This is a genomic window from Sinorhizobium fredii USDA 257, from assembly GCF_000265205.3.
In the GTDB taxonomy this organism is placed as follows: Bacteria; Pseudomonadota; Alphaproteobacteria; order Rhizobiales; family Rhizobiaceae; genus Sinorhizobium; species Sinorhizobium fredii_B.
In genome coordinates, this window is sequence record NC_018000.1 from 6,286,582 (window position 1) to 6,309,141 (window position 22,560).

General features: G+C 64.4%; 23 protein-coding genes and 1 tRNA gene. 9 read left to right on the forward strand and 15 right to left on the reverse strand.

Annotated elements, in window-relative coordinates:
• Positions 1-17: 17 nt before the first annotated feature.
• From USDA257_RS29390 to USDA257_RS29410, 5 genes are all read right to left on the reverse strand, one after another.
• Entirely contained in the window at positions 18-1,082 is a 1,065-nt protein-coding gene (locus USDA257_RS29390; RefSeq protein WP_014766628.1) for a Gfo/Idh/MocA family protein, read from the reverse strand.
• Positions 1,079-1,918: a carbohydrate ABC transporter permease gene (locus USDA257_RS29395; protein WP_014766629.1), complete on the reverse strand. Its 840-nt coding sequence runs from the start codon at positions 1,916-1,918 to the stop codon at positions 1,079-1,081. The genes USDA257_RS29390 and USDA257_RS29395 overlap by 4 nt, the downstream gene beginning before the upstream one ends.
• A gap of 14 nt (positions 1,919-1,932) precedes the next feature.
• Complete coding sequence (locus tag USDA257_RS29400) at positions 1,933-2,880, reverse strand: carbohydrate ABC transporter permease (RefSeq protein WP_041415700.1); 948 nt, start codon at positions 2,878-2,880, stop codon at positions 1,933-1,935.
• Between the two features lie 234 nt (positions 2,881-3,114).
• The gene (locus USDA257_RS29405; RefSeq protein WP_014766631.1) at positions 3,115-4,374 is read right to left on the reverse strand and encodes an ABC transporter substrate-binding protein; all 1,260 of its coding nucleotides are present in this window, start codon (positions 4,372-4,374) and stop codon (positions 3,115-3,117) included.
• Between the two features lie 57 nt (positions 4,375-4,431).
• Positions 4,432-5,328: an N-acetylmuramic acid 6-phosphate etherase gene (locus USDA257_RS29410; protein ID WP_014766632.1), complete on the reverse strand. Its 897-nt coding sequence runs from the start codon at positions 5,326-5,328 to the stop codon at positions 4,432-4,434.
• A gap of 198 nt (positions 5,329-5,526) precedes the next feature.
• Between USDA257_RS29410 and USDA257_RS29415 the strand changes: the two genes are divergently transcribed.
• From USDA257_RS29415 to nagA, 4 genes are read left to right on the forward strand one after another with little or no spacing between them, the layout of a single operon-like run.
• Positions 5,527-6,411: an N-acetylglucosamine kinase gene (locus USDA257_RS29415; RefSeq protein ID WP_014766633.1), complete on the forward strand. Its 885-nt coding sequence runs from the start codon at positions 5,527-5,529 to the stop codon at positions 6,409-6,411.
• The gene (locus USDA257_RS29420) at positions 6,408-7,172 is read left to right on the forward strand and encodes a GntR family transcriptional regulator (protein WP_014766634.1); all 765 of its coding nucleotides are present in this window, start codon (positions 6,408-6,410) and stop codon (positions 7,170-7,172) included. The genes USDA257_RS29415 and USDA257_RS29420 overlap by 4 nt, the downstream gene beginning before the upstream one ends.
• Positions 7,173-7,200: 28 nt before the next feature.
• Entirely contained in the window at positions 7,201-8,223 is a 1,023-nt protein-coding gene (locus USDA257_RS29425; RefSeq protein ID WP_014766635.1) for an SIS domain-containing protein, read from the forward strand.
• On the forward strand, positions 8,220-9,380 hold the full coding sequence (nagA, locus tag USDA257_RS29430; RefSeq protein ID WP_014766636.1) for an N-acetylglucosamine-6-phosphate deacetylase: 1,161 nt from the start codon (positions 8,220-8,222) through the stop codon (positions 9,378-9,380). Before USDA257_RS29425 ends, nagA begins: the two co-directional genes overlap by 4 nt.
• Positions 9,381-9,606: 226 nt before the next feature.
• Here the strand turns inward: nagA and USDA257_RS29435 are convergent, their stop codons facing one another.
• The 3 genes from USDA257_RS29435 to USDA257_RS29445 are packed head-to-tail and all read right to left on the reverse strand — an operon-like array spanning position 9,607 to position 12,610.
• Positions 9,607-10,344 carry a copper homeostasis protein CutC gene (locus tag USDA257_RS29435; RefSeq protein WP_041414831.1) on the reverse strand — a complete coding sequence of 246 codons (738 nt, stop codon included), beginning with the start codon at positions 10,342-10,344 and terminating at the stop codon, positions 9,607-9,609.
• Complete coding sequence (locus tag USDA257_RS29440; protein WP_014766638.1) at positions 10,344-11,252, reverse strand: ROK family protein; 909 nt, start codon at positions 11,250-11,252, stop codon at positions 10,344-10,346. The genes USDA257_RS29435 and USDA257_RS29440 overlap by 1 nt, the downstream gene beginning before the upstream one ends.
• Positions 11,249-12,610: an amidase gene (locus USDA257_RS29445; RefSeq protein ID WP_014766639.1), complete on the reverse strand. Its 1,362-nt coding sequence runs from the start codon at positions 12,608-12,610 to the stop codon at positions 11,249-11,251. Before USDA257_RS29445 ends, USDA257_RS29440 begins: the two co-directional genes overlap by 4 nt.
• 193 nt (positions 12,611-12,803) lie before the next feature.
• Here USDA257_RS29445 and USDA257_RS29450 point away from each other — a divergent pair, with 193 nt between their 5' ends.
• Complete coding sequence (locus tag USDA257_RS29450; RefSeq protein ID WP_014766640.1) at positions 12,804-13,547, forward strand: sulfate transporter family protein; 744 nt, start codon at positions 12,804-12,806, stop codon at positions 13,545-13,547.
• An 83-nt stretch (positions 13,548-13,630) separates the two neighbouring features.
• Complete coding sequence (locus USDA257_RS29455) at positions 13,631-13,840, forward strand: SlyX family protein (protein ID WP_014766641.1); 210 nt, start codon at positions 13,631-13,633, stop codon at positions 13,838-13,840.
• A 75-nt stretch (positions 13,841-13,915) separates the two neighbouring features.
• On the opposite strand, the gene USDA257_RS29460 is transcribed toward USDA257_RS29455, so the two are convergent.
• From USDA257_RS29460 to USDA257_RS29470, 3 genes are all read right to left on the reverse strand, one after another.
• Positions 13,916-14,908 (reverse strand): BMP family lipoprotein, encoded by a 993-nt coding sequence (locus USDA257_RS29460; RefSeq protein WP_014766642.1) that lies wholly within the window; start codon positions 14,906-14,908, stop codon positions 13,916-13,918.
• A gap of 214 nt (positions 14,909-15,122) precedes the next feature.
• On the reverse strand, positions 15,123-15,773 hold the full coding sequence (msrA, locus tag USDA257_RS29465; protein ID WP_041414832.1) for a peptide-methionine (S)-S-oxide reductase MsrA: 651 nt from the start codon (positions 15,771-15,773) through the stop codon (positions 15,123-15,125).
• Positions 15,774-15,823: 50 nt separating this feature from the next.
• Positions 15,824-16,141: a hypothetical protein gene (locus USDA257_RS29470; protein ID WP_014766645.1), complete on the reverse strand. Its 318-nt coding sequence runs from the start codon at positions 16,139-16,141 to the stop codon at positions 15,824-15,826.
• A gap of 316 nt (positions 16,142-16,457) precedes the next feature.
• Here USDA257_RS29470 and USDA257_RS29475 point away from each other — a divergent pair.
• Both USDA257_RS29475 and abc-f read left to right on the forward strand, forming a co-directional pair.
• Positions 16,458-16,547 (forward strand) — tRNA-Ser (locus USDA257_RS29475).
• A gap of 173 nt (positions 16,548-16,720) precedes the next feature.
• Complete coding sequence (gene abc-f, locus USDA257_RS29480; protein ID WP_014766647.1) at positions 16,721-18,343, forward strand: ribosomal protection-like ABC-F family protein; 1,623 nt, start codon at positions 16,721-16,723, stop codon at positions 18,341-18,343.
• A 39-nt stretch (positions 18,344-18,382) separates the two neighbouring features.
• Here the strand turns inward: abc-f and USDA257_RS29485 are convergent, their stop codons facing one another.
• The 3 genes from USDA257_RS29485 to USDA257_RS29495 form a co-directional block, all read right to left on the reverse strand.
• A complete protein-coding gene (locus USDA257_RS29485; RefSeq protein WP_014766648.1) occupies positions 18,383-19,099 on the reverse strand; it encodes an SOS response-associated peptidase in 717 nt (238 codons plus the stop codon).
• A 102-nt stretch (positions 19,100-19,201) separates the two neighbouring features.
• Positions 19,202-19,645, reverse strand: a complete 444-nt coding sequence (locus USDA257_RS29490) for an SRPBCC family protein (protein WP_014766649.1) — start codon at positions 19,643-19,645, stop codon at positions 19,202-19,204.
• Between the two features lie 27 nt (positions 19,646-19,672).
• Positions 19,673-19,948: a BON domain-containing protein gene (locus USDA257_RS29495; RefSeq protein WP_014766650.1), complete on the reverse strand. Its 276-nt coding sequence runs from the start codon at positions 19,946-19,948 to the stop codon at positions 19,673-19,675.
• A gap of 242 nt (positions 19,949-20,190) precedes the next feature.
• On the opposite strand from USDA257_RS29495, the gene USDA257_RS29500 reads away from it, so the two are divergent.
• The gene (locus USDA257_RS29500; RefSeq protein WP_014766651.1) at positions 20,191-21,135 is read left to right on the forward strand and encodes an AEC family transporter; all 945 of its coding nucleotides are present in this window, start codon (positions 20,191-20,193) and stop codon (positions 21,133-21,135) included.
• Between the two features lie 138 nt (positions 21,136-21,273).
• Here USDA257_RS29500 and USDA257_RS29505 read toward each other — a convergent pair whose 3' ends face one another.
• Positions 21,274-22,368, reverse strand: a complete 1,095-nt coding sequence (locus tag USDA257_RS29505) for a branched-chain amino acid aminotransferase (protein WP_014766652.1) — start codon at positions 22,366-22,368, stop codon at positions 21,274-21,276.
• Positions 22,369-22,560: the final 192 nt, after the last annotated feature.

Here is a 22,560-nt window from a genome sequence, read left to right on the forward strand (position 1 = left end):
GTGTCGACCCTCTTGGGTTAGAGCTTGACCGGCCTGCCGGTGCGAACGCTTTCGTCCGCCGCCAGGCAGATCTTGAGCGACTGCACCGCATCGTCCATATGCCGGTCGAGATTGATGTCTTCGCGAATGGCCTTGAACACGAAAGCCTGTTCGCGGTCGCAAAGGTCCTGGTGGCCCGGTTCGCCTTCCATCTGGAGGTCCTCGTCGGGCTTGAGGAAGCGGCCGTCCGGACCGGTCGCCGCGCTGTGCAGGCGGATGACCGCGGTCTTGGTGTGCACGTCGATGTCGTCGGACCTGGCGGCCTGGTCCATGACGATCGATACCGCGCCGTTCGGCGAAATCACGTCCTTCACGAAGAAGGCGGTCTCGGAGATCATCGGTCCCCAGCCGGCCTCGTACCAGCCGGCCGAACCGTCCTCGAAAATGACCTGCAGGTGGCCATAATTGTACATGTCGGCGGCGATCTCGTTCGAGAGCCTCAGGCCCATGCCGCGCACCTCGACGGGCCTCGCATCGGTGATCTGGCACATCACGTCGACATAGTGGACACCGCAGTCGACGATCGGCGCCGTCGTCTGCATCAGCGACTTGTGCGTTGCCCAGGTCGGCCCGCTCGACTGCTGGTTCAGGTTCATGCGGAACACATAGGGCGGCCCGAGCTTCCGCGCCTCGGCGATCAACCGCATCCAGGACGGATGGTGGCGCAGGATATAGCCGACGATGAGCTTGCGGCCGTTGGCCCGGGCGCAGGCGACGACGCGTTCCGCATCGGCGACCGTCGTTGCCAGCGGCTTTTCGACGAAGACATGGCAGCCTGCTTCCATCGCTGTCACCGCATAGGCCGCGTGGCTGTCCGAATAGGTGTTGATCGAGCAGAGCTCCGGCCTGAGTTCGAGAAGCGCCTCACTGAAAGAGGGCACGATCTCGTAGCCGGAAAGTGCGCCCGGCAGCTCGACCTTGGAGCGGTTGACGAGGCCGGCTATCTCGAAGCCGGGATTTTCGTGATAGGCAAGGGCATGGCTGCGTCCCATGTTGCCGAGCCCGGCGACGAGGACGCGGATCGGATTTGCGGAAGAATTCATTTGACCGCTCCTGCCGTGATGCCGCGGATCAGCTGCCGCGAGAAGATGACGTAGAGGACGAGCACCGGGAAGATCGCCAGCGAAAGAGCCGAAAGAACCGCGTTCCAGTTGGTGACGAACTGCCCGATGAAGATCTGAGAGCCGAGCGTCACGGTCTTCGTCGCTTCCGCCGGAGCCAGGATCAGCGGGAACCACAGGTCGTTCCAGATCGGGATCATGGTAAAGACGGCCACCGTCGCCATGGCGGGCCGCACCAGCGGCAGCACCAGCCGGAAGAAGATCGCATACTCCGACAGCCCGTCGATGCGGCCGGCGTTCTTCAGGTCGTCCGAGACGGTGCGCATGAATTCCGACAGGATGAAGACGGCGAGCGGCAGGCCCTGCGCCGTGTAGACGAGGATCAGCGCCGTCAGCGTGTTGACGAGGTTCGTCGCCGCCATGCCCTGCAGGATCGCCACCGTGCCGAGCCGGATCGGGATCATGATGCCGAGCGCCAGATAGAGCCCCATCAGCGTGTTGCCGCGGAACCGGTACTCGGACAGCGCGAAGGCGGCCATGGCGCCGAACAGCAGCACGAGCGCAATCGACACGACGGTGACGACGACGCTGTTGTGGAAATAGCCGAGGAAGTCGCCCTGCTTCAGCACCGTCTCGTAGCCGATCAGGCTGAAGCTCTCGGGCGTCGGGAACGCCAGCGGCTCGCGGAAGATCGCATTGCGGCTCTTGAATGAGTTGGCGATCGTCAGGAATACCGGGAACAGCGCCACGAGCGTGTAGGCGATCAACGCGAAATGGACGGCGCCGGTCCGGGCGATGGAGGTTCTTGCTTTCGACATCCTGGTCTCTCCCCTCAGAACTGGTAGCGGCGCATGCGGCGCTGGATGGCGAAGAGATAGAGCGACACGCCGGCCAAGATGATCAGGAACATGATCGCCGCGATCGTCGCGCCCATCGACCGGTCGCCGAGTTGGAGCTGGAACCCGAAGAAGGTGCGGTAGAGCAAGGTGCCGAGAATGTCCGTCGACTTGTCCGGGCCGGCCAGCGCCCCCTGCACCGTGTAGATCAGGTCGAAGGCGTTGAAGTTGCCGACGAAGGTCAGGATCGAGATGATGCCGATCGCCGGCAGGATCAGCGGCAGCTTGATCTTCCAGAACTGGCTCCAGCCGGTGACGCCGTCGAGTTCCGCCGCCTCGATCACCTCGTCGGGGATGTTGAGGAGCGCCGCATAGATCAGCATCATCGGGATGCCGATATATTGCCAGACCGAGATCAGCGACACGGCGATCAGCGCCGAATCGGGCCTGCCGAGCCAGGGCGCGAACAGCCATTTGAGGCCGACGAGATCCATCAGATAGGGGGCGACGCCCCAGATCGGCGAGAGTATGAGCTTCCAGATGAAGCCGACGATGACGAAGGACAGGAGCGTCGGCAGGAAGATCGCCGTCCGGTAGAAGGCACTGAAGCGCAGCTTCGGGATCGACAGCATGGCGGCGAGCGCAATGCCGATCGGATTCTGCACCACCATGTGGATCAGGAAGAAAACGAAGTTGTTCCGAAGGGCGTTCCAGAAATCCGCCGCCCAGCGCGGATCGCCGAACAGGACCTTGAAATTGCCAAGCCCCACGAAGCCATATTGGCCGTCGACGGTGTTGTAGAAGGATTGCCGCAGCGTCTCGATCAACGGCAGGATCATCACCGCCGTGTAGACGACCAGAGCCGGCAGCAGAAAGACGAGGATATGCCAGCGGCGGGGGCGCTTCAGCTCGCTGACGTCCGTTGTGGTTTCACTTGGTTTCATCGGCCTCTGGCCCGCTTCTTCAAGGACTGCCGCTATCGGCACAGCCCGATTTTCGCTCGAATTGCCGCGTCCTTCGCGCATCAAGCGGCGCGGTCAGGGACATGGTCGGCACAGCCGCTTTCCGATCCGCCCGGCCGGGCGCCGGTACTAACTGCGGCATCGTTCTCGGCGCGAGAAATGCTTCGCGCAGCGAACAGGGCGCGGAGCCAGCCTGGCGCCGCGCCCCACTCGATCTTATTTTGCCGGCTTGTACCAGCTGTCGAGGCCGTCCTGCAGCTTCTTGGCGGCGACTTCCGGCGTGTCGGTGCCGTTGATCACGTTGGCCGATTCCACCCAGGTCTCGTTTTCGAGGTTCGGCGTGCCGCGCGACAGAATCTGGTAGGTCGAGCGGATCGTCGGCTTGCACTTTTCACGCCAGGAAACGAATTCCTGGGCGAGCGGGTCGGTCATCTTCACGGCGGTCGAGTTCAGGCTGAAGAAGCCGGGCAGGGCGTTTGCGTAGATCTCCGCGAATTCCGGCGACGCGACCCAGGTCAGGAAGGTCTTGGCGGCCTCCGCATTGGGGCTCTTGGCGTTGAGGCCGATGCCGATATCGTTGTGGTCGGAGATGTAGCAGGTGTCGCCAGCCTTCTTCACCGGCGGCGGGAATGCGCCCATCTTGAACTGCGCCTGGGTATTGAAGCCGGAGATTTCCCAGGAGCCGGCCGGGTAGATCGCGGCGCGGCCGAGCGTGAAGAGGTTCTGGCTGTCCGGATAGGTCTGGGCCTCGAAGCCGTCACCCAGATAATCCTTCCACTTGGCGAGTACGCGGTACGGTTCGACCCATGGCTCATCGGTAAGCTTCTGCTCGCCCTTGATGAGCGCCAGGCGGCCTTCCTCGCCCTTCCAGTAGTTCGGGCCGATATTCTGGTAGCCCATGGTCGCGGCCTCCCAGAGATCCTTGGTGCCCATGGCCATGGGGATGTAGTTGCCGTCGGCCTTGATCTTGTCGAGCACGGCGAAGAACTCCTCCTCGGTCGTCGGCACGGAAAGCTTGAGCTGGTCGAAGGCGTCCTTGTTGTAGATGAAGCCGTGGATGACCGAGGCCATCGGCACGCAGAAGCTCGCCTTGCCGTCATCGGTCGTCCAGGCGGACTTGGCGACGTCGGAGAAGTTCTCCATGCCCGGCAATCCGGTCAGGTCGGCGAGGTGCTTCTTGTTATAGAGTTCGAGCGAGGCGTCGAACGGGCGGCAGGTGATGAGGTCGCCGGCCGAGCCTGCGTCGAGCTTGGCGTTCAGCGCCGCGTTGTACTCGGTCGGCGCGGACGGCGAGAAGACGATCTTGATGCCGGGGTTCTTGGCTTCAAAAGCGGGGATGAGCTTTTCCTGCCAGATCGCCAGGTCGTCATTGCGCCAGCTCTCGATGGTCAGCGTCACGTCCTGCGCCTGCGCAAGTCCGGCCGAGCCGAGAATGCTCGATGCAAGCAGCAAGCCTTTGATTGTCGTACGGGTCATTCAGGTTCTCCCTCTTATAGGCGCCGCCACGGCGCGTTTTGGATCCCAGTTTATCGTTCAGGCCGAGACGATGGCGATCGCCCGGCGCAAATTCTGATTGGCCTTATCGAGTGCCGTCTCGGCCGCCACCACATCCTTGGCGCCGGAGGCGAGCAGGATCGCCAGCTTGACCGATCCGGAAGTTTCATCGATCAGCCTTTCGGCTTCGTCGGCGCCGACGCCGGTGATGTCCGAGACGATCCGCACGGCACGGCCGCGAAGCTTGATATTGTCGGCCCGCAGATTGACCATGTGGCCGTCGAGCACGTGGCCGAGATGGATTCCGACGAGCGTCGAGAACATGTTGAAGGCGATCTTCTGTGCCGTGCCGGCGCCCATCCGCGTCGAGCCGGAAATCACCTCCGGCGGCGTCTGCAGCAGGATTGCGACATCTGCTTTCTCGAAGAGCGGCGCGCCCCCGTTGTTGGCCACGCCGATGACCTTGGCGCCGCGCTGCCTCGCCTCGTCGGCGGCGGCAAGCGCGTAGGGGGTCGAGCCACTGGCGGAGACCGAGATCAGGCAGTCGCCGGTCTGAATGCCGGCCTTGCGGATGTCGTCGCGTGCAAGCTCGGTATCGTCCTCGTAGCCGCCGGCGAGATCGCTCAGGCTTGCGGCGCCGCCGGCGAGAAGAATGATGATCTGTTCCTGGGAAATGCCATAGGTGCCCGGCAGTTCGAGGGCGTCCGCCATGGCCATCAGGCCGGAGCTGCCGGCGCCCGCATAGGCGAGCCGGCCGCCGGCGGAAAGCACGCTTGCGGCAACTGCAGCCGCGGCCGCAATCGACTCGACCGCCGCATCGACCGCCTTGGCTGCCGCCTGCTGGCCGGAAGCGAGAACGCGAAGCGCCAGCGCCGGATCCATCGTGTCCAGGCCTTTGGCGTTATCGTGGCGCTGTTCGGTCTTGGCTGCCGGCATCGCGTCGTTCTCCTCTCTCCCAAATTAATGCCAAAAAAATACCAATTGTCTAGGAGAAATTTAACGTTTGGCTAAATAAAAACTGATGTCTTAAAATTATTCGCATAAAATCAGCGATATAACTGAAATGCCCTCGGCTCGACGGAATCGTACTTGGTTAATGGTATTTTTTTGGTATGTTAGACGGCGGAGGTGGCTATGACATCCTATCTGATCGGAATCGATGGCGGCGGAACGAGTTGCCGGGCGGCGGTTGCGGGCCCGGATGGGCGTATTCTCGGCCGCGGCAAATCCGGTGCCGCCAATATTCTCACCGATCCCGAAACGGCGCTGCAGAATATTGTCGACGCGGCGCGCGCCGCCTTAGAGGATGCGGGCCTTGACCCGGCTGGCATCGTTGCTTCCCGCGCCATCCTCGGCGTTGCGGGCCACAATGTTGGCGATGCCGTCCATTATGTGAAGCGGCGGTTGCCCTTTGCCGCGGCCGATATCGAATCCGACGGGCTGATCGCCCTGCAGGGGGCGCTTGGCGACAAGGACGGTGCGGTTGCCATACTTGGAACCGGCACGATCTACATCGCCCGCCAGGGCGAAACGGTGAGCTATCTCGGCGGCTGGGGTTTTACGATCGGCGACCATGGCAGTGGTGCCCGCATCGGCCATGCCCTGCTGCAGGAAAGCCTGCTCGCCTACGACGGCATCCATGAAGCATCGCCGGTGACCGATTCCGTGCTGGCGGAGTTCAACAATGATCCGCGCGACGTCGTCGATTTCGCCCGGCTGGCGAAGCCCGGCGAGTTCGGCCGCTACGCTCCGCGCGTCTTCGACCATGCCGGGCGCGGCGATCCGGTGGCGGCGTGTTTGCTCAAGGCGGCCGCGACGACCGTGGACGAGGCGCTCGATGTGGTGGTTGCCGGCGGCAGCCGGACGATCTGCCTGCTCGGCGGGCTGGCGCCGCTTTACCGCCCCTGGCTCGCCGAACGCCACCAGCCGCTCTTCGTCGAAGCGCAGGCCGACGCGCTGGCCGGCGCCGTGGCGCTCGCCGCCGCCCGCTTCGGGGCGCGGCCGGAGGCCGTCGCATGAACCAGCAGCTTGCCGCCATCCTGCCTCTCGAAAGCCTGCAGTCAGGCGGTGCGGGCCCGCTTTATCTCAAGCTCCGGCAATCGCTCGAAGAGGCGATCATGTCCGGCAAGCTCAATCATGGCGATGCGCTGCCCGCCGAGCGGGACCTCGCCGACTACGCCAATGTAAGCCGCGTCACCGTCCGCAAGGCCGTCGACGACCTGGTGCGCGACGGTCTGCTGGTCCGCCGTCACGGCTCCGGCACCTTCGTGGTGCGGCCGGTCTCGCGCGTCGAGCAGTCGCTGTCGCGGCTTACCTCCTTCACCGAAGACATGGCGCGGCGCGGTCTCAATACCCGCGCCGAATGGCTGGAGCGCGGACTTTTCCATCCGTCGCCGGACGAGATGATGACGCTCGGCCTTCCCGCCGACGCGCTGGTCGCCCGTCTCGGGCGCCTGCGCATCGCCGACGACATGCCGCTTGCGATCGAACGCGCCTGCGTTTCGGCGGAATTCGTCCCCGATCCGCTTGCCGTCACCTCATCGCTCTATTCCGCGCTCGAAAAGTCGCATGCCCGACCGGTCCGCGCCGTGCAGCGGATTTCCGCCTGCAACATCAAGAACCCCGATGCGACGATGCTGGGCGTCGCCGTCGGTGCGGCTGGCCTTTCGATCGAGCGCGTCTCCTACCTCGCTTCGGGGCGCGTGGTGGAATTCACCCGCTCACTCTATCGGGGCGACACCTATGACTTTGTCGCGGAGCTGACGATCCCGGAAAGCTGAGCCGCGCCGTGAAAGAAAGGACCTGACGATGCAGACCAATATGCGGCGAGAGATCGACGAGATTCCCGAGGCCGCCGCAAGATTGCTCGACCGCTCGGCTGCGACACTCGCCGCCGCCGGTTCGGCGCTGCGCGCCCAGGATCCGGCCTTTCTGGTGACGATCGCCCGCGGCTCCTCCGACCATGCGGCGCTGTTTCTGAAATACGCGATCGAACTGCAGGCCGGCCGGCCGGTCGCCTCGCTTGGACCGTCGCTTGCCTCGATCTACGGCGCCGAACTGAAGCTCGGCGGCGCCGCGGCGATCGCCATCTCGCAGTCGGGCAAGAGCCCCGACATCGTCGCGATGGCCGAGGCGGCAACGCGGGCCGGCGCCGTCTCGATTGCATTGACAAACACGCTGCCCTCGCCGATCGCCGAGGCCTGTAGCCACCCGCTCGATATTCTCGCCGGTCCCGAACTCGCCGTTGCGGCCACCAAATCCTATGTTAACTCGATCGTCGCGGGACTTGCCGTTCTCGGCGAATGGACGGGTGATGCGGCACTGAAGCGCGCCGTTGCCGATCTGCCGAATCAGTTCGCCAAGGCGGTGAAGCTCGACTGGCAGGATTTCGCCGCCGATCTCGGCGAGGCCGAATCGCTCTACGTCCTGGGTCGCGGCCCGGCGCTGGCGATCGCCAGCGAGGCGGCGCTGAAATTCAAGGAGACGTCCGGCATGCATGCCGAGGCCTATTCCGCGGCGGAAGTGTTGCACGGACCGGTGGCGCTCGTTGAAGCCCGCTTCCCCGTGCTGGTGCTGGCGGCCCGCGATGCGGCGGAAGCCTCGGTCACGGAAATCGCCGACGGCATGAGCGCCAAGGGTGCGGTGGTGCATGTCACTTCCTCGCGCGCAACAAAGGCGAAGCGCCTGCCCTTCGTCGAGACCGGCCACCCGATCACCGACGCGCTAGCGCTGATCCTGCCGTTCTACGGTTTCGTTGAAGCCTGGTCGCGTTCGCGCGGTCTCAACCCGGATGCACCGGCGAGCCTGAAGAAGGTAACGGAGACACGATGACTGCGAGAAAGAAGATCACCGGTGGACGGATTTTCGACGGCATCGATTGGCACGACGGCGCCGCGCTCATCATCGAGGCGGGGCACGTCAAAGGGATCGTTCCGGCCGGTGTCGCTGCCGGCGAGGCGGAGACGATGGACGCGCGCGGCCTCCTTGTCGTACCCGGCTTCATCGACCTGCAGGTCAACGGCGGCGGCGGCGCGCTGCTCAACGAGCAGCCGACCCTCGACGGTATCCGGCAAATTTGTACGGCGCATGCGAAATTCGGCACGACGGCGCTGCTGCCAACGCTGATCACCGACACGCGCGAAGTCCGCGCCGCCGCAATCGAGGCCGGGCTCGCGGCCAGGGGCGCGGCGGTGCCCGGTTTCCTCGGCCTGCATCTCGAAGGCCCGCATCTTTCCGTCGCCCGCAACGGAGCTCACGATGCCGCGCTGATCCGCCCGATGGAGGACACCGATCTGGCCGAGATGCTCGCCTGCGTGAAGGCGCTCGGCGCTCTGATGGTCACCGTCGCTCCGGAAAATGCGACGAAAGAGCAGGTACGGGCCCTTGCCGCCGCTGGCGCCGTAGTCAGCCTCGGGCATACGGATGTCGGCTTCGAGACGGCTTGCGCCTATGCGAAGGCCGGCGCCCGGACTGTCACGCATCTCTTCAACGCCATGAGCGGGCTCGGCCACCGCGAACCGGGGGTCGTCGGCGCAGCGCTTGCGACCGGCACGCTGCATGCCGGGCTGATTGCCGATGGCTTCCACGTCGATCCGGCTTCGATGGGGATTGCGCTGCGCGGCAAGCGGGGACCGGGGCAGATCTTCCTGGTCACCGATGCGATGTCGCCGATCGGCACTGATATGACGAGCTTCTTCCTGAATGGCCGCGAGATCCTACGCAAGGACGGACGCCTGACGCTTGCCGACGGCACGCTCGCCGGCGCCGACATAGACATGCTCTCCTCCGTCCGCTTCGCGCACGAGAAGCTCGGCCTGCCGATCGAGGAAGCGATCCGCATGGCCTCCGCCTATCCGGCCGACGTGATGGGCATCGCCTCGCACAAGGGGCGGCTCTTGCCCGGCACCGATGCCGATTTCGTGCTGCTGACGGCGGAGCTCGGCATGAAATCGACCTGGATCGGCGGAGAGGTGGTCTTTGCCGCTTGAGGCATGTCGTCGAAAAGGCGCAGAGTCTTTCGAGGACGACAAGCCGTGAAGTGGCGCCAAACCCATCGCCACCATTGACCTCGCCCGCAAATAGCCGCTACCACCCTGTCACCCATGTCTCCGAACAAGTGTCACCCATGTCTCCGGACTGAATAGCGGGGATAAGGAATTTTGGGCGGAGCGTTGTCGCCGGCAGGCCGGATGAGCGGCGGCGACTCTCAGACTCTCATTGCCCAAAACGTACTTTGTCGAGCCGCGCCTTCATCGCCCTGACAGTCGCCGCATCCGTGCGGCGACGCTCCGGCGGTGCGAATCCCATCTCTACCATCCGCCTGTCCTTGGTCGGCTCACGAATTGAGCAGGAGGAATGGACTTCCATCACGGCGAGCCTCGGCAGGAAAAGACCAAGCGTGTCGATGGTGACGCCGGAGCCGGGCATGACTGACAGCCGGCCGGCGGCCAGTTCGACGAGGCGCGCCAATGTATCGACGGCTTCCGGTGCAGTCCTTGCGCCACCCGAGGTCAGGATGCGCTCGAAGCCGAGCTCCATTGCGATCGATATCGCTTCTGCGAAATCCGGCACCAGGTCGAAGGTCCGGTGCAGCGTCAGGCCAAGCCCGGCGGCATGGCCGGTCAGTTCGGCGAGCGCCCGTGCGTCGAGCCGGCCGTCGGGAAGCGATGCGCCGAGCACGACGCCGCCAAGCCCCGCGGTGCGCGCCGCGTCGATGTCGCGGCGCATCAGGTCGAGCTCGATGCGGCCGAAGATGAAGTCGCCGGGGCGCGGGCGGATCATCGCATAGGCTGGTACAGGTGTCAGGCCGGCAAGGGCCATCAGGCCGGCGCTCGGTGTCAGGCCGCCGACCGCAAGCGCCGAGCAGAGTTCGATGCGATCGGCGCCACCCTCGACTGCGGCCGCCAGACCTTCAGCATCGTCAACGCAGACCTCGAGCAGAACACCGCTCATCAGCCTTTCCCTCCGAAGCCCAGCAGGGCGGCGCCGATCAGCCCCGGTTCCACTCGGCATTCGCCGCGCACCACCAGAGGTCTTTCGAAGCGGCGGAGGATGCGTTGACGCACCGCCATGTCCAGTTCGGCAAGGAGCGCCTCGGAATTGGATAGGCCGCCTCCGACGGGTACGATGGTCGCGCCGGTAATATTGATGACGAGTGCCAGCGGAGAACTGACGAGGTCGACGAAGATGTCGATCGTTCGCGCCGCCTCGGTCTCTCCCTTCTGCCAGGCCTCGACAATCTCATGGCTGGCAAGCGTCCTACCATGGATCATCTCGTGCAGACGCTCGAGCCCGCGGGCGCCGCCGACGGTATCGAGGCAGCCGCGCTGGCCGCAGCCGCAGTCGAAGGTCGGGATGGCAATCGGTGGGTGCCCCGCTTGGGACGCAGCCACCGGCCCGTGCCCCCATTCGCCGGCAAAGCCGCCATCGGCATTGATCAGCCTGCCATCGACAACCAGGCCGCCGCCGACGCCGGTGCCGAGGATCGCGCCGAAAACGATGCGGTGGCCACGACCGGCGCCGATCCCGGCTTCCGCCAGGGCGAAGCAATCGGCATCGTTGGCGATCACCACGGGCAGGTGCAGCGCCGCCTCGAGTTCGGCGGTCAGTTCACGCCCGTCGATGCAGGGGATGTTGGCGCATTTGATGCGTCGCGTCTCAGGGTCGATGACGCCGGTGATCGAGATGGCGATCCGGTCGGGCAGTCCGCCCGCCTCGTCGAGCACCGATTCCATGGCTTCGACGAAGCGGCGGAAATCGTTGAGCGGCGTCGTCCGGCGGGGCAGGGGGAAGATCCGCTCCGGCGAGTGGGTGATCGCGCCTTTGATCGCCGATCCGCCGATATCGAAGCAGACGATCATGCGCCGCCCCGAATCGGCGCCTCAAGGGCAAGCGCAGCCGAAAGTAGCCGGTCATCCTGGTGGTGCGGTGCGGAGACGAGGAAGCCGACCGGCATGCCGGCGGCGCCTGTGCCGCAAGGAATGGAAACGCCGCAGAAGTCGAGAAAATTGCCGATCGACGTATTGCGAAGCGTCTTGGCATTGACCTTGATGAAGAGATCGTCGTTGGCAAGCAGCGGATCGACCACCGGCGCCACGTGTGGCACTGTCGGATGCGCGATCAGTTCGCCGGGCTTGAGGCTGTCGACCGTCTGGTGGATCAGCCGGTCGCGGACATCAAGAAGGGCGATATAGTCGCTGACGGTAGTCTTCTCGCCGAGGCGGGTCCGGACGACGACGCGCGGGTCTATGCGGGCCGCCTCCGGTCCGGCAAGCCGCTCGCGATGCAGCGCATAAGCCTCCGCCGTTATCAGTGCGCCGTGCCGCGCCGTCAGATCGAAGATTTCGGCGAAGCTCGGGAAGGCTTGTCGCCGCACCCGGACTCCGGCTGTCTCGAGCCTCTTGATCGCTGCCTCGAAGACGGAGACGACCTCGGCCTCCGCCTCGTCGAAGACGATCGTCTCGGGGATGACGAGCGAAAGATCGGCAAGCTCGGCGCGGCGGATCACCGGCGCCGTCAGGCTGTGCATGGCCGCGTCTGCCCAGACGGCGTCCTGCACGGTGTGGCAGAGGGGTCCGAGCGAATCGAGGCTCTGGGCGAGTGGAAAGACGCCTTTCATCGCATAGCGGCCGCGCGTGGCCTTGTAGCCGACGATGCCAGTCATGGCCGCCGGAATGCGCACCGATCCGCCGGTGTCGGTGCCGATTGCCAACGGCACGAGCCCGGCGGCGACCGCCGCCGCCGAGCCGGAGGAGGAGCCGCCGGGAATGCGCTGGACGTCCGCCGATCTCGGATTGCGAGGCGTGCCGTAATGCGGGTTGACGCCGAGGCCGGAAAAGGCGAACTCGCTCATATTGGTGCGGCCGACGCTCACCATGCCGGCACCGCCGAGCGCCGCGACGACCGCCGCGTCGGCGGCGGCCGGAGGATTGTCCTTCAGCACGACTGAGCCCGCCGTCGTGACGCTGCCGGCGAGATCGAAGAGATCCTTCCAGGCGACCGGCAGGCCGTCGAGCAGGCCGAGCGAGCGGCCGGCACTGATCCGTTCGGAGGCCGCCTTCGCCTCTCGCTCCGCGCGATCGCGCGTTAGCCCGATGAAGATCGACTTGTCGGCATGGTTTTCGATCCGGGTAAGGGTATCCTCGGTGAGCGCGACCGGATCCAATTGTCCCGATTGCACGAGAACAGCAAGGCTGGCGAGCGTCTTTTGATTGGTCATGGCGTTTCCCCTTGGCTTCTCGGCGGCCCGGCGTAGCGGACCCAAGCCGGATTCAGCCTTAGCATATCGCCCTGCATTGCGTTTGCCAGCGCCAGATTCTTAGGTGCATCGCAAGAGAGCGCGGCGCAAGTGCCTTGCCGCCGGCGATGCGGCTGCCTACATCGATCGCACTTGTCCTGAATGGAGACCACCCATGATTCTCGAATCGGCGCGGCTCGCCTTCGCCAATCTCTTTGCTGCGGAGACGCGTTCGGTGTTCTGGAAGGTCATCGGGCTGACGCTGCTGGCGCTCGTCGCCCTCTGGTTTGCGCTGCGCGAGCTGTTCGTCTGGCTTGCCCTGCCATGGATCGACGTGCTGATGCCCGGCACGCCCGAATGGACCGGCTGGATCACCTTCGTCGTCGGGATTTTCGCGAGCCTCGGCCTCGCTCTTGCCTTGGCGCTGTTGCTCGCCCCGGTGACGGCGCTGATCGCCGGCTTCTTTCTCGACGATGTGGCCGAAGTGGTCGAGAAACGAGATTATCCGGCCGAGCCGCCGGGCACCCCGCTGCCGCTCGCCGAAGCTATGGTAAGCTCGGTGAAATTCCTCGGCGTCGTCATACTCGGCAACATCGTCGCGCTTTTTTTGTTGCTCGTGCCGGGCGTCAACCTGATCGCCTTCTTCCTCGTCAACGGCTATCTGCTCGGGCGCGAGTTCTTCGAGTTCGCCGCCATGCGCCACCGCTCGCCGGCCGAGGCGCGGCTCTTCCGCGTCAAGCATCGTGCGACGGTGTTTCTGGCGGGCCTCGTGGTCGCGGCCTTCCTGGCCGTGCCGCTCCTCAACCTGCTGACGCCGCTCTTTGCCGCCGGCATGATGGTGCACCTGCACAAGAGGCTCTCAGCACGCGATCCCGGCTTCTCCGCTGTGAACGCCGTCACAGCCGGGGCACGCGGCTAATCGCTTGACGGCGCCGCCGGGCTGGACCATCTGCATGGCATGAACCATCTGCGTGCAGAACTGAGAAAGAAATGGAGAAGCGCATGAGCGACATGGAGAACCGGATCCTCCGTTTGGAAGAAACGATGGCGCATCAGGCGAAGACCATCGAGGAGCTTTCAGATCAGCTTGCCGAACAATGGAAAGTGGTCGAGCAGACGCGAGCTAAGCTCGACCGACTGGCCGAGCGTTTCTTGAACCTTGAGGAACAAGCCCGAGAGGCGATTCCCGTGACGCGACCGCCGCACTATTGATTTGAGGCAGCAAAAAGCCGCCGGCCCATGCGAACCGGCGGCCTCCGATCGTCTTTTCCGATCAGTACGGGCCAATCAGTACGGGCAGGTCTCGTCCGTCATGTAGTCGTGCACCTGCACCTTGCCGGCGATAATGTCGGCCTTCACCTTCTCGACCGCATCGAGCATTTCCGGCGTGATCAGCGGCTTGTTGTGCTCGTCGAGCGCATAGCCGACGCCGTCTTCCTTGAGGCCGAGGTTGGAGATGCCGAATTCGAACTTGTCGTCCTTTGCCGCCGTGAAGGCGTCGTAGACGGCGACGTCGACGCGCTTCAGCATCGAGGTCAGCACCTTGCCCGGCTGCAGCATGTTCTGGTTGGAGTCGACGCCGATGCCGAGCTTGCCCGCATCCGCTGCCGCCTGCAATACGCCCACACCGGTGCCGCCGGCGGCGTGGTAGACGACGTCCGCGCCCTGATCGATCTGCGACTTGGCGATTTCACCGCCCTTCACCGGATCGTTCCAGGCGTCCGGCGTGGTGCCCGTATAGGCCTCGAGCACCTTGACGTCCCCGCCCACCGACTTGGCGCCGCCGACATAGCCGCAGGCGAATTTGTGGATCAGCGGAATGTCCATGCCGCCGACGAAGCTGACGGTCTTCGACTTGGAGGCGAGCCCGGCGAGCACGCCGACGAGGTAGGAGCCTTCCTGCTCCTTGAAGACGATCGATTTGACGTTCGGCTTTTCGACCACCATGTCGATGATGGCGAATTTCGTATCCGGATATTCCGCTGCGATCTTCTCGAGCGATGCGGCCCAGTTGAAGCCGGCCATGACGATCGGACTGTTGCCGTCGCTGGCGAAGCGGCGCAGCGCCTGTTCGCGCTGGGCGTCATTGGCGATTTCGAATTCGCGGTATTCGATGCCCGACTCGGCCTTGAACTTTTCGGCGCCGTTGAAGGCCGCTTCGTTGAAGGATTTGTCGAACTTGCCGCCGAGGTCGTAGATGAGCGCCGGCTTGACGTCGGCGGCCAGCGCCGTCGCCGACATCATCGAGAACGCAAAGAGACCGAGAATGGTTTTTTTCATCTTGCAGCCCTGTTGTCGCAATTGGATCTTTTCGGGTTTTCCGGCGGCGGGCAGAGCCTGTCCGCGGAACCCGCCCCTCTTCTGTTTAAGGCTTGGGTGGCGGCATCCTTGCACGGCTTATGCAAAAAAACATCCAAAATTTTTCAGATGGTAAAGATGCCGCCGGCTCCCTGCTGAGACCCGGCGACGGGTGCAAGATGACCGCGGATTTCGCTCAGCCGATCGGGCAGCTGACGCCGGTGCCGCGCAGGCCGCAATAGCCGCCGGGGTTCTTGGCGAGATATTGCTGGTGATACTCCTCGGCGAAGTAGAAGGGTCCGGCGATCGCGATTTCCGTTGTGATCTCGCGGCCGTGGTTGAAGGCGTTGAGCGCCCTCCTGAAGGCGTTGCGGGCGGCATTCGCCTCGGCTAGCTGCTCCTCGTCGAAGACATAGATGGCCGAGCGATAGGTCGTGCCGATATCGTTGCCCTGCCGCATGCCCTGGGTCGGATCGTGCTCCTCGAAGAAGGTCTTGAGCAGGCGGGCAAGCGACACTTTTTCCGGGTCGTAGACGACCAGCACCACCTCCGCATGGCCCGTCAGCCCCGTCGTCGTCTCCTGGTAAGTCGGATTCGGGGTCAGTCCGCCGGAATAGCCGACTGCGGTCACATGGACGCCGGGGATCTGCCAGAAGAGCCGCTCGGCGCCCCAGAAGCAGCCCATGCCGAACAGCACCTTCTTCATGCCGTCCGGATAGGGGCCTTTCAGCGGCCGGCGGGAGATGAAGTGCGCCGCAGCCGTCGGGATTTCCTCGGCGCGGCCGGAAAGCGCGGTTTCGGCGTCGGGCAGGATGGACTTTTTGTTGAACATATCGATCAGAAACATCTGAGGCATCCTTTCGATGCACCGAAAGCGTTGAGCGACGCGGGGCGGCTTCAGGCCGCAAAACGTCCCGCGGCCGGCTTCTTCTTGTAGCCCGCCATCCACAGGAGGAGGGCGATGACAAGCAGAACGGCGAAGGCGGGCTGCATGAGGACCCAATGCAGGGGGGTCAGCCAGATGGCGGGTCCGGCATCGGTTCGCTGCAGCGATTGCACCCAGTTGAGCGCGTCGGACCCGAGCAGCGCGACCCCCTCCGCAAGCGGCGTCAGCACCGGCTCGGAAGCCGCCACAGACTGGATCGAATCGACAGTGCCGGCAAGCACGGCGGCCGCCAGCGCGACAAAGCTTGCAAACCGCAGCAAGAGCCGCATTCACCCTCCTCCGGCCAGGTATCTCCCCCTGCGCCTGTCGATCGCTTCAAGCCATTGCGCAATCACGCCGTGCGTCCTGGCGCGAGGCCGATTCACGCTTTTGCGAGTCGCGTCCAAAGAGATAGGCGCGCCGCTCGGCAAGCGCAATGGCGGACCGCGCCCACGACTTCTCGCGCGATGTCAACAATCTGTCAGAAAGCAGTTGATCCGGCGCCAATCATCGGTATATATCGCGCCCGTCTACCGGGTTATGCCGGCAGCGCGGTGGAGTCTCACTCCCCCATCCAGCCGGACTGACCAACGGCTGCAGACGGATGGACAGGTGGCCGAGTGGTTGAAGGCGCACGCCTGGAACGCGTGTATACGTGAAAGCGTATCGAGGGTTCGAATCCCTCTCTGTCCGCCATTCTGCTTCGCTCTTCGAGCTTCGCAGGGTTGTTAGAATCTCTTCAACGAAGCAGGACGCGCCTCGAAGCGTTGCTCGCCGAGCCTCGGCGCCGGCAAGATGCGCGGATCGCGTGACAGCGGCACCGACCCGTGGCATAGGGGTGCGCGCAATCCCACCAGGCCATCTTCCCCATGATCCGTATCGAGAATATCAGCAAGTCCAACAGTCACCGCATTCTCTACATCGAAGCCTCGGCCGCCTTGAACCGCGGCGAGAGGATCGGGCTTGTCGGCCCGAACGGGGCGGGAAAGACGACGCTCTTCCGGATGATAACCGGCGAGGAAGTGCCCGACGAGGGGCAGGTTTCGGTCGAGAAGGGCGTGACGATCGGCTATTTCGACCAGGATGTCGGCGACATGGCCGGGCGGTCGGCGGTTGCCGAGGTGATGGAAGGGGCGGGTCCGGTCAGCGCCGTCGCGGCGGAGCTGCGCGAACTCGAGGCGGCCATGTCGGATCCCGACCGGATGGACGAGATGGACGCGATCATCGATCGCTATGGCGAGGTGCAGGCGCGCTACGAGGAGCTTGACGGCTATGCGCTGGAGGGACGTGCCCGCGAGGTCCTGGCCGGGCTGAGCTTCAGCCAGGAGATGATGGACGGCGACGTCGCCAAGCTGTCGGGCGGCTGGAAGATGCGCGTGGCGCTCGCCCGCATCCTGCTGATGCGCCCGGACGTGATGCTGCTCGACGAACCGAGCAACCACCTCGATCTCGAGAGCCTGATCTGGCTGGAAGATTTTTTGAAAAACTATGACGGCGCCCTGCTGATGACCTCTCATGACCGCGAGTTCATGAACCGGATCGTCACCAGGATCATCGAAATCGACGGCGGTGCGCTGACGAGCTATTCCGGCGATTACGGCTTCTACGAGGAGCAGCGGGCGCTGAACGAGCGGCAGCAGCAGGCCCAGTTCGAGCGCCAGCAGGCGATGCTCGCCAAGGAAATCAAGTTCATCGAGCGCTTCAAGGCCCGCGCCTCGCATGCCTCGCAGGTCCAGAGCCGCGTCAAGAAGCTCGATAAGATCGACCGCGTCGAGCCGCCGCGCCGCCGCCAGACGGTCGCCTTCGATTTCCTGCCGGCACCGCGCTCCGGCGAAGACGTCGTCAACCTCAAGAACGTGCACAAGTCCTATGGCAGCCGGACGATCTATGACGGCCTCGACTTCATGGTGCGCCGGCGCGAACGCTGGTGCATCATGGGCATCAACGGCGCCGGAAAGTCGACGCTGCTCAAGCTCGTCACCGGCACTGCCCAGCCGGACAAGGGCAACGTGTCACTCGGCGCCAGCGTCAAGCTGGGCTACTTCGCGCAGCACGCCATGGACCTGCTCGACGGCGACAGCACCATCCTGCAATGGCTGGAGGAACGCTTTCCCAGGGCCGGGCAGGCGCCGCTTAGAGCGCTGGCCGGCTGTTTCGGCTTTTCCGGCGACGACGTCGAGAAGCGTTGCCGGGTGCTCTCCGGCGGCGAGAAGGCGCGGCTGGTGATGGCCGCAATGCTGTTCGACCCGCCGAATTTCTTGGTCCTCGACGAGCCGACCAACCACCTCGACCTCGATACCAAGGAGATGCTGATCAAGGCGCTCTCCGCCTACGAGGGCACGATGCTGTTCGTTTCGCACGACCGCCGTTTTCTGTCGGCACTGTCCAACCGGGTACTGGAACTCACGCCGGACGGCATTCAACAATATGGCGGCGGCTATACCGAGTACGTCGAGCGCACCGGCCAGGAGGCGCCTGGCCTGCGCGGATGACAGGGTTTTAGAAGTGGCTGTGACGCTGCCGCTCAGCGCTCACTCCTCGCCGGGGTCGATCGGATCAAGAATATCCGCTGCCTCATACCTCGGCGAGCCGACCCTTCGGTCGATCGGCCACATCGTCATCAGCTCCGCCGGAAACGGCTTCATCAGATCGGACGGATCGGATTCCGGCGAAAGCCAGCGCTCATAATCCTCCCGTTGCAGAATCACCGGCATGCGGTCGTGGATCGTCGCGATCATCTCGTTCGCCGGGCAGGTGATGACGCAGAAGGTGCGGATGTCCTCGTCGGTCTTCGGGTCGCGCCAGGTGTCCCAGAGGCCGGCAAGCGCGAAGGGCGCGCCGGAGCTCATGGCGATCGCATAGGGCTGCTTGTTCTTGCCGGTGCCGTAGATATCCCTCCACTCGAAGAAGCCGTCGATCGGAATCAGGCAGCGCCGACGGCGATAAGCCTCCTTGAACAGGCCGACGGTCGAGATTCCCTCGCGGCGCGCATTGATCGGCGGCGCCCGGCCGGGCGCCTGCGCCTTCGTAAATCGCGGTATCAGGCCCCAGCCGGCGCTGACAAAGGTCGGACCGAACACGTCCGGGTCGCGGATCACCTCGGTGATGATGATCGGATAGTAGAGCGAGGGGGCGCCATTATAGCGCGGGAACTGGTTGGCCATCCCCTCGACCGCTTCCCGCTCGGCGAAGGAGAATTCGCGCAACAGACCGTCGAGATTGCTCTTGATGTAGACGCGTCCGCACATCCGCTGGCCTCCCTCGTCGCAAAGGTATCGCGGCGGCGGCGAACGTCAACGCCGGGTTCTCAGCCGAGTCTGGGCCAATGATCGTGACGTGTCGCTGCCGAATCAGGGTTCGACAAAGGCCTTGATGTTCTGGGTCTGGATCTCCCATCCCTTCTCGTTGTTGCAAACCGCCTCCTCGCGTCGCTCCTCCGGCAGCGAGCCGAAGCCCGCTTCGGTGATCGTCAGATGCGTACCCTTGGTCGTGGGTTTGAGGTGGAATTCGACGCGTGTCGAAGGTGAGCTCGAAAAATCGGCATCCGGATCTTCGGAGTGCGGCCAGCGAAAGGCAAAGAGCCGCGGCGCCTCCATCCGCTCCGTCACCGAGGTCCACTTGACGCCTTCGTGGCCGGGATAGGTGATCTCGCCGGTCGTGACCTGACCGACGACGAAGGGGCCGTCGAGCTTGACGCGAAACCATTCGCCGAAGGCCTCATGATCGGTCAAGGCGCGCCAGACCCTGTCGATCGGAGCTGCAAGTTCAATGCGCTTTTCGATGCTGTCCTTCATGGCTTGTCCTCCGCGGTCTTCCGCTGCTCAGCCCGCCGCTTCGCCCGGCCGCGCCGTCAGCCGGTTCTCGACGCTCTGGACGCCGATGACCGAGGCCGCTGCCTCGCCGGCACAGGCGATATCCGCTTCGCGCGCGACCGTACCGGACAAGACCACCATGTTACCGAGGGCAATGACGTCTATGTCGCTCGTGTCGATGAAAGTTGCGTAGCGAAGGAAACGCAGGACCTTTAGCGCCAGATCGTCATCGGTCAGATGCGGGTCGTCGTCCTTGTGCGAATAGGTCGGATGTTCGCTCGACATTCCTGTTGTTCCCGTCCTCGGTCGCAACGCTTTGTGACGACTGAATGTTCCGGGTGCAAATGGTCGCAGCTGGGGCGCCTTTCCCTCAATCGCTGCCTTGCTTCCGTCGCTCAAACGGGTCTATGCGTCGGTATCTGCATGAATCACAAATGCGCGGCCCCGGGCGCGCTCCCCCCGACCTGCTCTCCGGAATCGATCGCGATCGGTCGGTTCAAGCCGAAACGTCGTGATAAGGCTCGCGCATGTCCGAAGTTTTCTTGAATGTGCTCCCGATCTTCGTGCTGATCCTGACCGGCTGGCTGATCGTGAAGTTCGGCTACCTGAAGCCGGCCGTAGGCGAGGCGCTCGGCGACTTCGTCTTCCGGGTGGCCGTGCCGGTCCTTTTGTTCCGCACCATTGCCGAGGCGGATTTCAAAGAGGGGTCGCCCTGGCCGCTCTGGGTCGCCTATTTCTCCGGCGTCGCCGTTACCTGGACCATCGGCCATCTGGCAGCAACCCTCGGCTTCGGCCGCGATCAGCGCATGGGTGTGCTGGCGGGCGTCTCGTCCGCCTTCGCCAACACGGTGTTCATCGGGCTGCCGCTGGTTTCGCGCGTGGTGGGAGAAGAGGGAATCGTCGCGCTCTCGATCCTGCTTTCCGTGCATCTGCCGGTGATGATGATCGCCGGGACCGTGCTGATGGATCGCGCCGATCAGAAGACCAGTGGCCGCCCGCGGCAGGGCCTCGTCAAGCTCCTGGCGGGCGTCGGCCGCAACCTCGTCCGCAATCCGCTGGTGATCGGCCTCGCCTTCGGCGCCCTTTTCCATCTCCTCGGCCAGCCGCTCGGCGGGCCGGCGAAGATCGTCGTCGATCAGCTTGCCGGGGTTGCCGCGCCCGCCGCGCTCGTCTCGATCGGCATGGCGCTCGACAAATACGGACTTGCCGGCAATACCGGACTTGCCACCGTCACCAGCATGCTGAAGCTCATCGTGCTTCCGGGCGCCGTCTTCGCCGCCTGCCATCTTCTTGGCCTCAGCGACAGCTGGACCGCCGCCCTCGTCCTGACCTCGTCTGTGCCGACCGGCGTCAATGCCTGGCTGATCGCCAACCATTTCAATGTCGGCCACGGCCTCGCTTCCTCGACCATCACGCTGACAACGGCGCTCGGCGTCATCAGCGTGTCGGCCTGGGCTTACCTCTTGATGTGACGCGGAATCCGTCCCATCGCCCTACGCTTTTCGGGGACAGGGGTTTTTAGGCAAGGCGCTTGCCGCGACTCTCCTTCGCCCATGTACGGGGAGAAGGTGGCCTGCAGGCCGGATGAGGAGCCGCAGGTCGTCCGCTGCTCAGAACAGCCGGTCGAGCCAGCCGTGCCGGTCGGGCGCGCGCCCGTTCTGGATGTCGAGCAGCGCCGCCTTCAGCTGGCCAGCGACCGGGCCCGCCCCGCCATCGCCGATCGTGAAGCTGCGTGTGCGGCCCTTCACCTTGCCGATCGGCGTCACCACCGCGGCCGTGCCGCAGGCGAAGGCCTCGGTCAGCCTTCCGCTCTCCGCATCGGCCTGCCACTGGTCGATGGCATAGGGCTCCTCGCGCACCGTGAGGCCCAGGTCGCGGGCGAGCGTGATCAGCGAATCGCGGGTGATGCCCGGCAGGATCGTGCCGGTGAGCGGCGGCGTCTGCAGCGAGCCGTCGGCGAAGACGAAGAAGACGTTCATGCCACCGAGTTCCTCGATCCAGCGCCGCTCGACGGCGTCGAGGAACACGACCTGGTCGCAGCCTTCGCGGCTTGCTTCCGCCTGTGCCGCGAGGCTTGCCGCATAGTTGCCGCCGCATTTCGCCTCGCCCGTGCCGCCGGGGGCCGCCCGCGTGTAATGCTCGGAGACCCAGAGAGTGACTGCCGGCGCGCCGCCCTTGAAATAGGAGCCGACCGGCGAGGCGATCACGCAATAGAGATAGTCGGACGACGGCTTTACGCCGAGAATCGCTTCCGTGGCGATCATGAACGGCCGGAGATAGAGCGAGGCGCCTTCAGCCGCCGGAATCCAGTCGCGATCCGTCCGCACCAGGGCGCGCGCGGACTCGACGAACAGTTCTTCCGGCAAGGGGGCCATTGCCAGGCGCGTGGCGGAGTTGGTGAAACGGCGCGCATTGGCGTCAGGCCGGAACAGTGTGGCACCGCCGTCCGGCAGGCGGTAGGCCTTCATGCCTTCGAAGATCTCCTGCGCATAGTGCAGCACCACCGTCGAAGGGCTGAGTTCCAAGGCCTTCCGCGGTTCGATCTTGGCGCCATGCCAGCCGCGTCCCTCGGAATAGCGGATCGTCGCCATGTGATCGGTCAGCACGCGGCCGAAGCCCGGGTTCTGCAGCAAGGCCTCGCGCTCGCCCGCTGCCATGGGGTTCGGATGGGTCTCGAACAGGAAAGTTTCTGCACCGCCGGTCATCTATCGTCCGCTCCTTCGCTCCGAGCAGGCCCGTCCCGCTCGCCATGAAGACAGGACTTGACTCCGATCGGATCGCATTTGGTTACATTGTCATTTGCACAGATATTAGCATTGCCAAAGGAAAATCCGATAGGCGCGGCATCGCCGCAAAGGTTCCGATGCTTCTCCGGAACGCGTCTGGTCGGATAGAAA